Origin of the sequence: Streptomyces clavuligerus (assembly GCF_005519465.1) — a bacterium.
Lineage (GTDB): Bacteria > Actinomycetota > Actinomycetes > Streptomycetales > Streptomycetaceae > Streptomyces > Streptomyces clavuligerus.
Genome location: NZ_CP027859.1, coordinates 709,051 through 723,902 on the forward strand (window position 1 = coordinate 709,051; position 14,852 = coordinate 723,902).

Genomic DNA, 14,852 nt, shown 5'->3' on the forward strand with positions numbered 1-14,852 from the left:
CTCCGTGTACTGGGCAGAAGAGCCGGATCGAGACAGGGAGGCCGGGATGGCTCGCGACAGCGACTGGAGCCAACTGGGGTTCGGCAAGGACCCCACCCCCGGCGACCCGCTCGTGCTCCAGGCCATCAAGACCAAGATGGACGAGCTGAAACAGCTCGCGGACGACGTCAACGCCGGTCTCACCAGCCTGTTGAACCAGAGCGAGGGCAAGTTCGTCGGCAAGACCGCGGAGGCGCTGCGGAAGAAGATCTCGGGCGAGCTGAAGACCTTCGTCGAGGCGCTGTCGGAGTCCTTCTCCACCGCCTCGTCGGCCGTGGGCGCCTATATGACCAAGCTGGAGGACATCCAGTCCCGGGCGGACACCGCGATGACCGCCGCGCAGGGCCTGGACCAGAGCGCCGAGGACTACAAGACCCAGCTCGCCGGGCCCAAGCAGGACGCCACGGACGCACGCCTGGACCTGCTCAGCGCGGTCCGCACCCTGAGCGACGAGCTGCGCAGGGCCGGAAAGATGGTCAAGCTGCCCATCAGCGGCTGGGAGATCTTCTGGGAGGTCTTCAACGTCCTGGCGATCGTGATCTCCATCGTGGCCATCTTCGTCGGCGGCCCGCTCGGTCTGCTGGCGTTCGCGATGAACGCGGCGCTGTTCGCCAAGACGGCGGTCGACTACGCCGAGGGCAAGGCGTCGGCCCTGGAGCTGGGGCTCGCCTTCGTGGGCCTGCTCGGCCCCACCACCAAGGCCCTCAGCCTGCTGAATCTCGCCAAGGGCGCGGGGACCGGTGCCAAGCTGCTCTTCAACGCCGCCAAGACCACGGCGCTCAGCACCGCCAAGGGCTTCGCTCAGATCGCCCTCAACCCGGCGATGGTGGGCAAGGTGCTCCTGAGCACCGTGAAGGCGGTTCCCGGCGCGGTCATCGCCGGGCTGAAGACCGTACCGGCGCTGCTCTCCACGGCGGGCGGATTCGCCAAGTCCACCTGGAACAGCCTCTCCCTCGCGATCAGGAAGGACTTCTTCCTGAGCACCTGGAGCGCGAGCGGGACCATGGGGAAGATCGGCGCCTATGTGCTCACCCTCGGCGGGCGGGCCTTCGACCTCGGGGTCAGCGCCCTCGTACCGCTGCACTACGGGGAGATCGCGGCCTTCGGCTACAAGGGCGCCACCAAACTCGCCCTGCTGGAGCGCGGGTTCGGACTGGGCGCGGCCCAAGCCGGAAAGACCGCCTTCACCGGCCTCCACACGGGTCTGGAGCTGAAGGGCCCCGGGGCCCTCTCCCCGCTCGACCCGCGCTTCAGCGGCTCCGGAACCGGGCTGGACGTGGATCTGCCGGGCTTCACCCTCGGTACGACCACCCATCTGACGGAGACCGGGCCGCTCAGCCTGGGCGCGCCCCTCGTCCCCGGTCTGGCGGGCGGCCCCGTCTTCCAGCCGTTGCACGGGGTGAGCAGCGGTCTCGGCGACATCAGCGGTATGACCGCGGTGAACAAGCTGACCACGCTCGACAGCCTCACCGGCTTCGGGCGTACCCAGAACGGTGTGCTGGTGCCGCTGGGTCCGCTGGAGGTGAAGGGCGGCGGCGCCTTCGGTGCGCAGGGGCTCGATCTGTCGGGCCCCTCGGTGTCCGGGCTGGTCGGGACACCCGGGATCAAGACGGCCGGACTCGATGTCTCGGGCCTGTCGTCGGCGGGGCCCGGCCACTTCGAGACCCCGGGGCTCTCGCTGTCCGGGCTGGACACGTCCGGTCTGCCGACCCTGCTGCCGAGCCATCTCGAAGCCCCCGGCATCAAGACGGTCGGCAACGCGGAGGGGCTGGGCTTCACCCACAGCGCCCTCACCCACGCGGACCTCGATTTCAAGCTGGGCGCCCATGAGCTGAACGCGATCGCGCACGGCGAGGTCGAGATCGTCGGCGCGAGCCAGGACGGCATCACGCTGCGGATCGGTGATGTTCCCTCGGCCACGCCCCTGTCCACCTCCTCGCTGTCGCCGTCGCTGTCGCCGTCGCTGTCGCCGTCCGTGGCGCCCTCGCTGTCACCCGGCGTACCGACCGGTCTCGGTACCGGCGTCACCCCGGCGAGCGGCCTCGACGTCCCCGTGGTCACCGCCGGGCAGGGGCTGGACGCGAAGGCCGGGCTCGACATCAAGAGCGGCACACTCGACGCCAAAGCCGGACTCGACATCAAGGGCAGCGGACTCGACGTCAAGGCCGGTCCCGGCGGGGTGCGGACAGGTGACGCCACCGCCCTGGCCTTCGACCCGGTCAGGTCGCAGGATCTGGCGCTGAACCTGCTCGGACGGCAGGAGCCCCCGAAGGCCGTCCTCGGCGACACGGGCCCGGCGGGCGCTCCGGGCGTCAAGGGCGCGGCGCCGCAGTTCACCGGGAACACCCCTAGTGTCAGGCACTCCGTCCCCGACGGCCTCGGCAAGGACATGGGGCTGCCCCCGCAGAGCGCGGGCCTCGGCGGCCAGGAGGGTGTTGCCCCGGGCCTGGGGGCCGACCCGGCCGGGACCGCCGGACTCGACGGACCGCAGGGCCTGTCCTCCGCCGTTGATCTGGACCTGGACCGGGCCGGGGTCGGGAACACCGGCTCCGACCTCGCCGGGGCGCAGGCCGGTACCGGCCCGGCGGCGAAGAACAGCACTACGGCGATCCCCCCGGCGGGCACGGAGGGCGCGCCCGTACCGCTCCGCCCCCTGGAGCGGCCGGGGCCGCAGCCGGAGGCGGTGCTGCCGCAGCGCTCCGACGTCCCCCCGCCCACGCACACGAACACCCTGCCCACGCGCATGGACACCCCGCCCGTCCGGACGGACAGCCCGCCCCCGGGCGGGGCCGACTCCGCCTACGGTTCGGCCCCTTCCTCGCCGAAGCTCCCGCCCACCACGGCGGGCGACCCCCTGGAGGACGCGTTCCGCCTGCTCGACGGCGGACCGGGGAAGCTGAACGACATCAAGGGCAAGGGACCGGAGCTGCCGCCCCCCGCCCCGGCCGCCTCCGAACTCCCCGCACCGCCCGCTCCGCCCCGTTCGACCGAGGTGCCGCACAGCGGGTCCCACGACGGCTCGACGGCCGCCGGGAACATCGACATCGGCCGTCAGGGCCGCTTCGAGACCATCACCGGCGGCAAGGGCGGTCCGGAGGGCGTGGCGCGGCTGCGGGCCTGGCTCGACTACGAGCAGGCCCTCAGCGGTCTCGGCAAGGCCCAGGACCTCCAGAACACCGCCGCGAAGCACATCGGCGGTCCTTCGTCGGGCGTCTCCCCGACCGAGGCCCTGGCCAGGCTGGAGACCAGCAAGGCGGAACTGATCCTGGCCTCGGCCGAGGACACCCTGCGGAAGATGGGCATCGATCCGCAGTCCATGCGGGCGGATCTCCAGAACGTGATGGTGAGCACGCCGAGCGACCGGGGGCGGCTGCCCGGCGGCATGCTGACGTCGAACACCCCGTTCACCGGGCTCAGTACGATGGAACTGAACCACACCCGGGTGGTGAACGGCACCGGGGCGGGCGCCCCCCTGATGATGCGGGGCGACGACCTCGTCCCGGGCAGCGTGGTGACCCCGTCCGGCACCACCTACATCGGCACCGTGGACACCCAGCCCGGACGGCAGTGGGTCTACAACGCGGACGGGCGGCTCCAGTACAGCGATCTCGCCCTCGGCGGCGGGGCCGCCCCGGGCGGCGCCACCCATGTCCGGACCACGCCGGTGAACACGCACAGCCTGGTCGACGGGGCGGGAACGCCGGTCACCACGCACACGGTCACCTCCGTGCCCGGCGGCGGACACACCATCACCGACACCACCACCAACACCCTCTACCACTACGGCACCGACGGCACCCTGCGGTATCAGGACACCCCGCTGACCGGCGGCCCGCTCCCGGGCACCGGCACCCATGTCAGGGAGATCCCCGGCGACACCCCGCAGCTCGTCGACGGCGCGGGAACACCCGTCACCACGCACACGGTCACCTCCCTGCCCGGCGGCGGACACACCATCACCGACACCACCACCAACACCCTCTACCACTACGGCACCGACGGCGCGCTCCGCCATCTCGACACGGCGGTCAGCGGTCCGGCGGCGCCCGGAACCACCACCCATATCCGGACCACCCCCGGTGAAGTGCCGACGCTCGTCGACAACACCGGCGCCGCGGTCCCCGGGTACACCGTCGCCCCCGCGCCAGGCGGTGGCCACCTCGTCACCGACAACGTCACCAACACCCTCTACCACTACGGCGCCGACGGCGGGCTCCAGCACCTCGACACCGCCGTGCACAGCGGCGCCGGACCGCTGCCGGGGACGGGCACCCATGTCCGCACCACCCCAGGCACACCGGGCCACATCCTCGTCGACGCCCACGGGAACGCGGTCGACGGCTTCGCGGTCACCGCCGTCGACGGAGGCGGCCACCGGGTCACGGACAACGTCACCCACGACCTCTGGCACTACGGCGCCGACGGCGGACTGACGCGGCACGATCTCGCCCTGCACCCGCACACCGGGCTGGACGGGCCGCCCGCCACCCACATCAGCACCGCCCACACGCCCGGCGGCGGCACCACCCTCTCCCTCGTCGACGAGACCGGCGCCGCGCTGCCCGCCCACACCGTCGCCCCGGGCGGGCTGGTCCCCGGGGGCCACACCGTCACCGACACGGCGGGCGGCCAGGTCTGGCACATCGCCCAGGACGGCACCGTCCACGCGCACGATCTGGCGCTGGGCGCCCCCGGCGCCGCCCAGCTCCCCGGCGGCGGCACCCATCTGCGCACGACCCAGGACACCACGGGCCTCACGCACGCCCTCCACGACGGCACCGGGCCCGTCGACGGGTACACGGTGAATCCGCAGGCGGTCGGCGGTCACACGGTCACCGACGACGTCACCGGGAAGATCTGGGACTTCGACGCGAACGGACGGCTCACCGCCGAGCACATCCCCCTCAACGGCGGTACCGGTGCCCTCCCGGGGACGTACACCCACATCGACATCGTCCACACCCCGGCCGGAGCCCCGGCGGCCACGCTGGAGGGGGGCGCGGGCGCCCACACCCTCACCCCGGTGACCGCCGCCGACGGCAGCTTCAGCGGGTTCACCGTCCGGGCGGACCCGGCGAACGGCGGGGCCGCGCACACCGCCGAGACCTGGCACTTCGGCACGGACGGACGGCTCACCGCGCACGACGTACCGCTCACGGGCACGCACACCACCCGGCCGCTGGGCACGAACACCCACATCCGCACCACCTTCGGCGCGGACGGCGCCGTGACGGGACACCATCTCTCCGACGGCCTCACCGGGCTCCCGGACCTCCGCCCGACGGTGACGCGCGACGCGATCACCGGGAACTACACCGTCACCCGGCCCCACCATCCGGTGCTCCGCCACGACAGCCAGGTGTTCTCCCCCGGCGGTCAGCTCCTCTCCGAGAAGATCGCCATCCACGCGTACGGCGAGGCCACCGGCAAGCTCTGGGAGGTCGACCTCACCGACGGCACCGCGCGCCGGGTGCTCGCGAACGGCAACCCGGACGCGGGCCGTTTCGCGACCGGCACCTGGCAGCAGAACAACGGCCGTTTCACGATCACCAGCAACGGGGTGGCACAGTTCGAGCGCGAGATACTCGGTGACGGCCGTTTCCTGCACGCGGACGCGAGCCTGAAGGGCAAGGCCACCCAGTGGACCTCGTTCAACCAGAACAACCGCTTCTTCGACCACGGTGACCGGATCTTCAACCCGGACCGCCGGACCTTCCACGACACCGGGCACGGCAAGAGCAGCCTGATCCACGGCTCCGGGGAGACCCGGCAGTACCACGCCCTCGACAACGGCGGCTTTGTCCGGGCGGAGCAGTTGCCGGGCCAGAACCGGTGGACCTGGCAGCGGTTCGACGCGAACGGCACCCTGGTCGCCCACGGCGACCGCCACTGGGCACCGCTCGGGAACGGCTACGAGGACGTCTTCCAGCACGGCGGCAACCAGGTCGTGGCGCAGAAGCGGTTCGGTGACTACGCCGGTTTCGACAAGGCCGGGAAGTTCCGCGAGTACGAGGTGACGCTCGGCCCCGGCAACACCGTGCAGTACAACGGGGACGTCTACAAGGAGTTCAGTCTCCAGAACAAGCTGACGGGGTGGAAGCAGACCCTCTCGGACGGGACCACGCAGTTGGAGGTCCGGCGGATGGTCGAGCAGCGGCTGCCGGCCATGTTCTGGCATGAGAAGGCCGGTATGCCCTGGTACCGGGGCGCCTTCGGACAGGACTCGCTCAACCAGATCTTCACCTGGACCGAGACGGCCGCCGACGGCACCAGGCTGACCGGTGTCCGCAAGTTCGCCCCGGACGGCGGCTGGGCGGACATCGACCAGCACGGCCGTGTCATCCGCGGCACCCGCGCCCTGGACAACGGCAAGGTCGTCGAGTTCGGCCACAACGGAACCGGCTGGGACGCCGCCCCGGCGCCGGTGCCCGGCGGCGGCCAGCAGCCCTACCAGCTCGCCTGGCACTACACCGACAACTCCCGCAACGGTGTCCGGCATGTGGACGCCAACGGGAACTGGGAGGACGTCTTCGACAACGCGGGGGCCAACGCCATCGCCCACCGCTCCCAGAACGGCGGCTGGCGGGAGTACACCGGCGAGTTCCCGCAGCCCGGCACCGCGGCCAACGACAAGCAGGGCATCTGGGTGGACAAGAACGACCTCAACCAGATCACCGGCCGCCGTGACCTGTTCACCGACGGGGACGGCATCCGGCAGTACGTGGAGGGCTTCGGCAACCCGCGCAAGAAGAACTGGGAGTGGCAGGCGTACCAGCAGAACACCCCGACCGTCCCCGACGCGGCCGGCAACTACCCGGACCCCGCGCTGAGCGGCAAACGGATCAACAACCGCGGCAGCGCCCGCTCCGACACCTGGGACGACTCGTTCAAGGACTACAGCAACAACGGCGCTCTGGTACGCGAGTACAACGCCCTCTCGACCGACCACCGGCTGCACACCTCCCCCGTCCACGACGCCCGGGGCAACCTCACCCACTTCCAGGTCCAGGAGTTCGACGCGGCCGGAAACCTGGTCAGCGACGCCGCCACCCGCGTCTACCGCGGCACACCCGGCGGCGGCCAGTGGAACGACACGGTGGGCGGCTTCAACGTCAGGACGAGCAACGGCGGCCGGGTGCGGGAGTTCGACCACACCCTGGTCCCCGGCCCGAACCCGGGACAGACCACGATCGTGGCGGGCGACGCCCATGTCTGGAAGGAGTTCGACCAGGGCAAGGTGGTCCACTCCACGTCGGCGGTCCCCGGGGTGCCCGGCCGCTACCGCGAGAACGACCATCTGTGGGGCCAGTGGCGCGAATACCAGGACGGCAATATGGTCGCCCAGCGGACCATCTCCGGCCGGGTCTGGGAGACCGACGCCTTCGGACGGTGGAACTCGGCCAAGATCGGCGAGTCCCAGCAGCTCCCCTCGGTCAGGCCCGCGCACGGCATCGGCAACGTCGGCGACCGGGGCTGGGTCCTGGCCGGGCGCGAGACCACCTTCCGGGGCGGGGCCAGCGAGTTCCGGGGCTTCTACCGGGAGATGCGCGACCCCTGGCACGAGCTGTGGACCGGGCTGGCCCCGGGCGGTGGCGAATCCCGGGTGATGTCGGGGTTCGAACGGGAACTCCGCAAGATCGGCATCGACTTCAGCACGGGCTTCCTCTCCGACTTCACCGTCTCCATGGTCGTCAACGGTTTCGACTCCCTGGTGCACGACAAGGAGATGTCATGGCGGGACGTGGCGAAGTCCGCCGTCAGCGGCGCGATCGGCGGCGCGGTCCGGGGCACGCACACCTTCCTGCACGACGCGACACCCATGGGCCAGCTCCGCTACGGCGCCTGGAACATGGACTTCAGCAAGAACTTCAACCGCCACAACTACGCCTCGGTGGACGACTGGAACAGCGAGTGGTCCTCCCACGAGTTCCCGGTGCGCTGGCGGACCGCGAGCTATGACATCGGGGTGGGCGCGATCACCTCCTCGCTCAGCTCCTTCGCCAGCAACGCGACCAACGCCGCGATCTTCGGCGTGCAGGGTGTGCAGCTCAGCGGCGTCGACGCGCTGAAGGCGGGCGGCTGGGGCATGCTCGGCTCGCTGGCCGGACAGGCGATCGGCGTCCCGATCCGTGTCAGCAGCGTGATGGCGGGCTCACGCCTCTACCACCGGGGCGGCGTCGGAGAGATCCTTACCAATCTGGGCCTCTCGACGATCCAGTCCGGCTTCTCCCGGTGGATGCTCAACTCGGCCGGGGTCAGCACCAGTCTGGCCGTACCGCCGCAGAGCCCGGTCATCCCTCCCGAGGATCTCTTCGGGTCTCCCGAGAGCCCCGTAATCCCCCCTCCGCCCATTCCCCTCCCCGCCCCCGTCGCCTCCGACGACCCCACCGACAGCACGGAGACCTCATGACCCCCCGGGTCCTGCATGTGGCGCCCAAGGGCCGCGGCGCGCACCGCACCATCACCGACGCGCTGCGCGCCGCCGCCGACGGCGACGGCGACGAGATCCGCGTCGCCCCCGGCGAGTACGGGGAACGGGTCCTGCTGGACCGCTCCGTCTCCCTCGTCGCGGACCGGGGCGCGGGCACGGTCCTCCTCACCGCCCCCGAGCCCGGACACCCCGTCCTGGAACTGTCCGCCCCACGGGCCGTGCTGCACGGCATCACCCTGGTCGGCTCGGACCCCGGGAAACCGGCCGCCGTCCTGTTCTCCGGTACGGCGGAGCTGACGGAGTGCCGGATCAGCGGCGGCCGGATCGAGATCGGCGGCTCCGCGTCGGCCGTGCTGCGCGACACCCGTGTCCACCGCGCCGCGCTGGTCGGCGTCCATCTGACCAGCAGTGGGCCCGTCACCCTCGACCAGTGCACGATCGAGGACATCGAGGGCACCGGGGTCGTGGTCGCCGGGCGGGCGGCGGCCGTGCTGACCGGGACCGAGGTACGCCGGGTCAGCGGCTCGGGCCTGCGGGTGCGCGGCGAGGCGCGGGCGGCCTTCCACGGCTGCGGCACCGTCGGCGCCGGGCGCAACGGGCTGCTGGTCGAGGAGCGGGCCAGCGTCCTGCTGCTGGACTGCCGGCTCAAGGACAGCACCGGCGACGGCGTCCAGGTCACCGGCAGCTCGCCCCGCGGCGACCGGGCCGGGGACCCGCCCGCCACGGCCGACGGCGGAGTCCTGCTGGTGGGCTGCGAGGTGCTGCGCACCGGCGGGGACGGCGTGGCCGTGACGAACGACGCCGATGTCCTGCTCCGGGACAGCCGTATCCGGCAGACCACCGGGTCGGGTGTCTCCGCCGCCGAGGAGTCCGCCGTCGAGATGGTCGACTGCCGGGTCAGCGGCGTCGGCGGCAGCGGTCTGCTCGCCGCCGCGCGCTCCCGGCTCTCCGTGCGCGGCACCTCGGTGCGCGGCAGCGCAGCCAACGGCGCGCTCGCGTACGACAGCTCCGAACTGACGCTGGTGGAGAGCGACCTCATGGAGTGCGCCTTCACCGCCGTCCATGTCGGTGCGCGGGCCCGCGCGGCGCTGGAGTCCGTCCGGGTCGGCCCCACCCCCGAGCACGGCATCCGCGCCACCGGCCGGGCCGAGATGGCGCTGACGGGCGGCCGGGCCGTGGACTGCGCCATGTCCGGGCTGTACCTGGACGCGGAGGCGACCGCGAACGTCGACGGCCTCACCGTGATCCGCGGGAAGAGCGGTGTCACCACCGTCTCCTCCGGCGGTCTCCTGCTCGCCGACTGCGACATCACCGCGGTGGAGCGCTCCGGGATCAGCCTCGGCGGGGGCTCGGCCGCCGTGCTGCGCGACTGCCGGGTCCGTGACACCGGCACGGCGGGGGTGGTGATCGAGGAGGGCTCCACCGCGACCGTCGAGAGCTGTGTCGTACGGGACTCCCGGGGCAGCGGACTGGTGGTCGGCAAGGGCGCCGACCCGACCGTCACCGACACCGTCGTCAGCGGCAGCGCCAAGAACGGGCTGTTCGTCGGTGCGGGCGGCCGGGGCACGTTCGAGCGCTGCACGTTCTCGGCGACGGTGTTCCCCGCCGTGCATGTGGGCGCCGGGGCCAGGCCGGTGCTGCGCGGTCTGCGGGTCAGGGACACCGGGCAGGATCTCGACCTCGACGAGGGCGCGGAGCCCACGGTCGAGGACTGCACCGCGCAGGACGTGCGGACTGCCCACTGGCCCGGACCCGGCGACCGGGCACGGGCCACGCCCGCCGTGGGCACGGGCACGGGCCGGGCGGACGGCACCGGCGACAGCGCGCGGGACGCGGAACGGGATGGGGAGCAGGCCGGGGAGCCCCCCGTGGAGAACCTGGACGACCTGCTGGCCGAGCTGGGCCGGCTAGTCGGCCTGGAACGGGTCAAGCACGATGTCTCCTCGCTGGTGAAGCTGATGCAGATGGTCCGCCGCCGGGAGGAGGCGGGGCTGCCCGCGCCGCCGCTCAGCCGCCATCTGGTCTTCGCGGGGAACCCGGGCACCGGCAAGACGACGGTGGCCCGGCTCTACGGACGCATCCTCGCCGCCGTCGGTCTGCTGGAGCGCGGCCATCTGATCGAGGCCGACCGCTCCTCGCTCGTCGGCGAGTACGTCGGACACACCGGCCCCAAGACCCAGCGGGTCTTCCAGCAGGCCATGGGGGGTGTGCTCTTCATCGACGAGGCGTACTCCCTCGTTCCGCCGGGTATCGGCAACGACTTCGGCCAGGAGGCGATCGCCACCCTGGTGAAGCTGATGGAGGACCACCGGGACGCCGTCGTGGTGATCGTCGCGGGCTACTCCGAGGAGATGGAGACCTTCATCGACTCCAACCCCGGTCTGGCCTCCCGTTTCAACCGCACCCTGCTCTTCGAGAACTACGAGACACCGGAGCTGGTCTCGATCGTCGAGCGGCACGCCGGAGACCATCAGTACCGGCTCACCGAGGCCGCGGGCGCGGCCCTGCACCAGCTCTTCGACGCCACGCCGAGGGACCGCCGCTTCGGCAACGGCCGTACCGCGCGGCAGATCTTCCAGACGATGACGGAGCGTCAGGCGTACCGCGTCGCCGAACTGGCCGCTCCCACCGACGCCGATCTCGTCACCCTCACCGCCGAGGACCTGCCCACCAGCTAGGAAGGACCGCCGTGCACGGAGACAAGACCCCCCACAAGACCCTCGGCACAGCCCCCGACGGGTCTCTCGAACCCGAGGCGCTGCCGGAAGCCGCCGCCGTTCCGCTGCGGCCCCTGGCGGGCCGTCCGGGCAGCGAGGGTTTCGCGCGGACCTTCGCCCGGCACAGCAGGCCGTCGTTGCGGCATCTGCTGCCCGGCCGCCGGGTGTGGGTCACCGGCGTGATCGTCGGCTCGCTGACGGCGGCCGGGTTCGCCGCGCCCGGTCTCCTCCAGCGCTCCGACCGGCTCGCGCCGCACGGCGCGGTGGCGGCGGAGCCGGACGGGGGCGCCACACGGGGCAGCACAGCCGACCCGGATGCCACGGCAGCCCCGAATGCCACAGCGACCGGGACCGCCGGGAAGCCCTCCGGGAGTCCCACCACGGCTCCCGCCTCCGCCCCCGCCGCGAAAGGCACCGCCACCCGGGCCGCCGAGGGGACCGCCCGGCCGCCGGGCATCTCCTACACCGCCTGGTCGGGGCCGGGCTGCCCGGTCCCGAAGGGCGGCGGCTACCGCGAGCAGAACCGGGACAGGGACAAGGGCTGGTTCTCCGTCAGGACCGGGGGGTGGACGGAGAAGGGCTGCGACGGGAGCTTCACCTCCGTGCCGATGTCCGGGGACCCCGGGGCCGACGCCCGCAACCGGGTCGTGTGGTGGTGGTCGGTGGGCGAGGCCAAACGGTGCGACCTGGCCGTCTATGTACCGGACGACCCCGAGAGCACGCATGTGGGCGGCCACCCCACGACCTATCTCGTCCTCTCCGACCCCCGGGACGAAAGCTCCCGCTACGGCCGGTTCGAGATCGACCAGACCAACACCACCTCGAAGACCATCCGGGCCGGTTCCTTCCCCGTCAAGGGCGGGCGGCTGGCGGTGATGATGCTGGACCGGGGCGAGAACCACTGGTCCGACGGCACCGTCCCGCATCACGCGGCCTCCCAGATCCGGATCACCTGCCGTCGGTGAGCCCCGGCCGCTTCCCCGCGTCCCTGTTCTCGGTCTTCGCCGCCTCATGGCCTTCCGGCCGCATGAATCTTCCGGCTTCGTGACCTTTCGGCTTCGTGAACCTTCCGGCCGCATGAGCCTTCCGGCTTCATGACCTTCTGGCTTCGTGACCTTCCGGCCGCATGGCCTTCTAGCTGGAGGAGCCGGGCGGCTCCTCCTCCGCGTCCAGCGCGTCCGTGATCGCCCGGCAGTCCTCCTCGAAGCGGGCGAGGCGCTCCGGGCCGAGGACGTCCACGACGAGGGCGCGGACGTGTGCCGCGTGGGCGGGGGCGGCCCGGCGGATCGCGGTGCGGCCCGCATCGGTGAGCTGGATGTCGGGGTAGCGGCCGGTGCGTGAGGGCTCGCGGGTGACCAGGCCGCGGCGTTCCATACGGCTGATGTGGTGGGACAGCCGGCTCTTCTCCCACTGGGTCGCCCCGAGCAGATCGCTGGGGCACATCCGTCCGCCCGCGGCCTCCGAGAGGTTGACCAGGATCTCGTAGTCGGCTCCCGAGAGGTCGAAGTCGCGCTGCAACCGGGAGGCGAGACGGACATGGAGCATGCGCTGCATATGGAGGTAGGACCGCCAGGCGCGCTGTTCGGCCTCGTTCAGCCAGGGATCGTCGGACATGGGCCCATCCTAGCTTCTGGTTGACACGTCAACCAGCCCGCCCTACTCTGGAATCGGAAGTTGATACGTCAACCCAGGGGAGAGAGCCATGTCGGAAGCGAAAAAGATCATCGCTGTGGTGGGCGCGACCGGCTCGCAGGGCGGCGGTCTCGCCCGGGCGATCCTGGCCGACCACGACGGCCCGTTCGCCCTGCGGGCCCTGACCCGCGACGTCGGCTCACCCGGCGCCCGGCGCCTGGCCGATGCCGGTGCCGAGGTGGTGGCGGCCGACCTCGACGACGAGAGGTCCGTGCGCTCCGCCTTCGAGGGCGCGTACGGCGCGTTCGTCGTCACGAACTTCTGGGCCCCCCGCCCGGAGTGGGACGTCCGGCGCCGTTCGGCGGCGCGGATGGAGCAGGAGCAGGCGGGCAACGCCGCGCGGGCCGCCCGGGCCGCCGGGCTGCGGCATGTGATCTGGTCCACCCTGGAGGACACCCGCGAGACGCTCCGCGACGCCGCCGGACAGCCGGAGGTGCCCGTGCTCGAAGGCGACTACACCGTGCCCCACTTCGACGCCAAGGCCGAGGCGGACCGGCTGTTCACCGCCGAGGGCGTGCCCACCACCTTCCTGCGCACCACCTTCTTCTACGAGGCGTTCCTGCGCGGCATGGGCCCGGTGCGGGCCGAGGACGGCACGCTGGTGCTGACCCTGCCGATGGCGGACGCCCGGCTCGCCGGAATCGCCTCCGACGACATCGGACGGACCGCGCTGGGCGTCTTCCGCCACCCGGAGCTGATCGGGAGGACCGTCTCCATCGCGGGCTCCCACCACACCGGGGCGGAGATCGCCGGGCTGTTCACGGCGGCGCTGGGCGAGCAGGTCCACTACCGCCCGGCGGGGCTGGACGAGTACCGCGCCTCCGGCGCCTTCGCGGCGGACGAGGTGGCCAACATGTTCGCGTACTACGTCAAGGCCGCCGACGTCTTCACCGGTGACCGTGACCTCGACGCCGTGCGCGCGCTCAACCCCGGCCTCCAGTCGCTCCCCGAGTGGCTGGCGCGGCACGCGAAGGAGGTCGTCCAGTGAGCGCCGGAACGGGGACGGAGAACAGCGCGACGGCCCCGGGCGTCGCCGCCCGGACCGGCGGGGCCGCGCGTCTGGCGGGCAGGCGGGCGGTGGTGACCGGCGGGACCCGGGGCATCGGAGCCGCGATCGTGGCCCGGCTGGCCGCCGAGGGCGCCTCGGTGCTCACCACCGCGCGCGGCCCCGGCGGCAGTGTCCCCGAAGGGGTGCACTTCCTGACCGCCGACGCCGCCGTGGCCGCCGACGCGGAACGGGTGGCCGACGCGGCGCAGGCGCTGCTGGGAGGCGTCGACATCCTGGTCGACAACGCCGGGGGCACGACCACCCGCCCCGACAGCGTCCTGGACGCCGACGACGAGGAGTGGCGCCGGAACCTGGAGACCAATCTGATGAGCGCCGTCCGGCTCGACCGGGCGGTCCTCCCCGGCATGCTCGCCCGTGGCGACGGGGTGATCGTCCATGTCTCGTCGACCGCGGCGCACGAACCGATGCGGGAGGCCGCGGCGTACTCGGCCGCCAAGGCGGCGCTGTCCGTCTACAGCAAGACCCTCGCCGGTCAGGTCGGCCCCCGGGGCGTCCGGGTCAACCGGATCTCCCCGGGGGTGACCCTCACCTCCGCCGCCGAGGACATGCTGGAACGCATCGCCGCCCGCGACGGCGGCGACCGCGAGGCGGCCCTGAGCGACTGGATGGCCGGGCTGGGCGGCATCCCGCTGCAACGCCCCGGCACACCCGAGGAGATCGCCGCGCTCGTCGCCTTCCTCGTCTCCGCCGACGCCGCGTGGATCACCGGCGCCGACCATGTCATCGACGGCGGCATGCTGCGCACCCCCTGACCGGCCTCCGGCCCGCGCTCGCACCCGGACGGAACACCCGGGCACCCGGTCCCCCCGCACACGGGCGCGCGCACCGACGCGGCCCGTTGCCCGAGGGGCCGTACGCGGCGCCGTCGGCGCGGCGCCGCGTACGGGGCGGGGCGGGGCGGGGA

The 14,852-nt window shown here is 72.4% G+C and carries 6 protein-coding genes; 5 read left to right on the forward strand and 1 reads right to left on the reverse strand.

Annotation, left to right across the window (positions count from 1 at the left end):
* Positions 1 to 46: 46 nt before the first annotated feature.
* The 3 genes from CRV15_RS31350 to CRV15_RS31360 are packed head-to-tail and all read left to right on the forward strand — an operon-like array spanning position 47 to position 12,152.
* On the forward strand, positions 47 to 8,449 hold the full coding sequence (locus CRV15_RS31350) for an RHS repeat domain-containing protein (RefSeq protein WP_009999242.1): 8,403 nt from the start codon (positions 47 to 49) through the stop codon (positions 8,447 to 8,449).
* Positions 8,446 to 11,148, forward strand: a complete 2,703-nt coding sequence (locus CRV15_RS31355; protein ID WP_003963231.1) for a right-handed parallel beta-helix repeat-containing protein — start codon at positions 8,446 to 8,448, stop codon at positions 11,146 to 11,148. Before CRV15_RS31350 ends, CRV15_RS31355 begins: the two co-directional genes overlap by 4 nt.
* An 11-nt stretch (positions 11,149 to 11,159) precedes the next feature.
* On the forward strand, positions 11,160 to 12,152 hold the full coding sequence (locus CRV15_RS31360; protein ID WP_003958528.1) for a hypothetical protein: 993 nt from the start codon (positions 11,160 to 11,162) through the stop codon (positions 12,150 to 12,152).
* 169 nt (positions 12,153 to 12,321) lie between these two features.
* On the opposite strand, the gene CRV15_RS31365 is transcribed toward CRV15_RS31360, so the two are convergent.
* Positions 12,322 to 12,801 carry a MarR family winged helix-turn-helix transcriptional regulator gene (locus tag CRV15_RS31365; protein ID WP_003958527.1) on the reverse strand — a complete coding sequence of 160 codons (480 nt, stop codon included), beginning with the start codon at positions 12,799 to 12,801 and terminating at the stop codon, positions 12,322 to 12,324.
* Positions 12,802 to 12,889: 88 nt separating this feature from the next.
* Between CRV15_RS31365 and CRV15_RS31370 the strand changes: the two genes are divergently transcribed.
* Positions 12,890 to 13,867, forward strand: a complete 978-nt coding sequence (locus CRV15_RS31370) for an NmrA/HSCARG family protein (protein WP_003958526.1) — start codon at positions 12,890 to 12,892, stop codon at positions 13,865 to 13,867.
* Complete coding sequence (locus CRV15_RS31375) at positions 13,864 to 14,700, forward strand: oxidoreductase (RefSeq protein ID WP_003963232.1); 837 nt, start codon at positions 13,864 to 13,866, stop codon at positions 14,698 to 14,700. Before CRV15_RS31370 ends, CRV15_RS31375 begins: the two co-directional genes overlap by 4 nt.
* The last annotated feature ends 152 nt before the right edge of the window (positions 14,701 to 14,852 follow it).

Excerpts from the sequence above, each read along its gene's own strand:
- CRV15_RS31365 (WP_003958527.1), bottom strand. The coding sequence starts at position 12,801 with ATGTCCGACGATCCCTGGCTGAACGAGGCCGAACAGCGCGCCTGGCGG.
- CRV15_RS31370 (WP_003958526.1), top strand. The coding sequence starts at position 12,890 with ATGTCGGAAGCGAAAAAGATCATCGCTGTGGTGGGCGCGACCGGCTCG.
- CRV15_RS31350 (WP_009999242.1), top strand. The coding sequence starts at position 47 with ATGGCTCGCGACAGCGACTGGAGCCAACTGGGGTTCGGCAAGGACCCC.
- CRV15_RS31355 (WP_003963231.1), top strand. The coding sequence starts at position 8,446 with ATGACCCCCCGGGTCCTGCATGTGGCGCCCAAGGGCCGCGGCGCGCAC.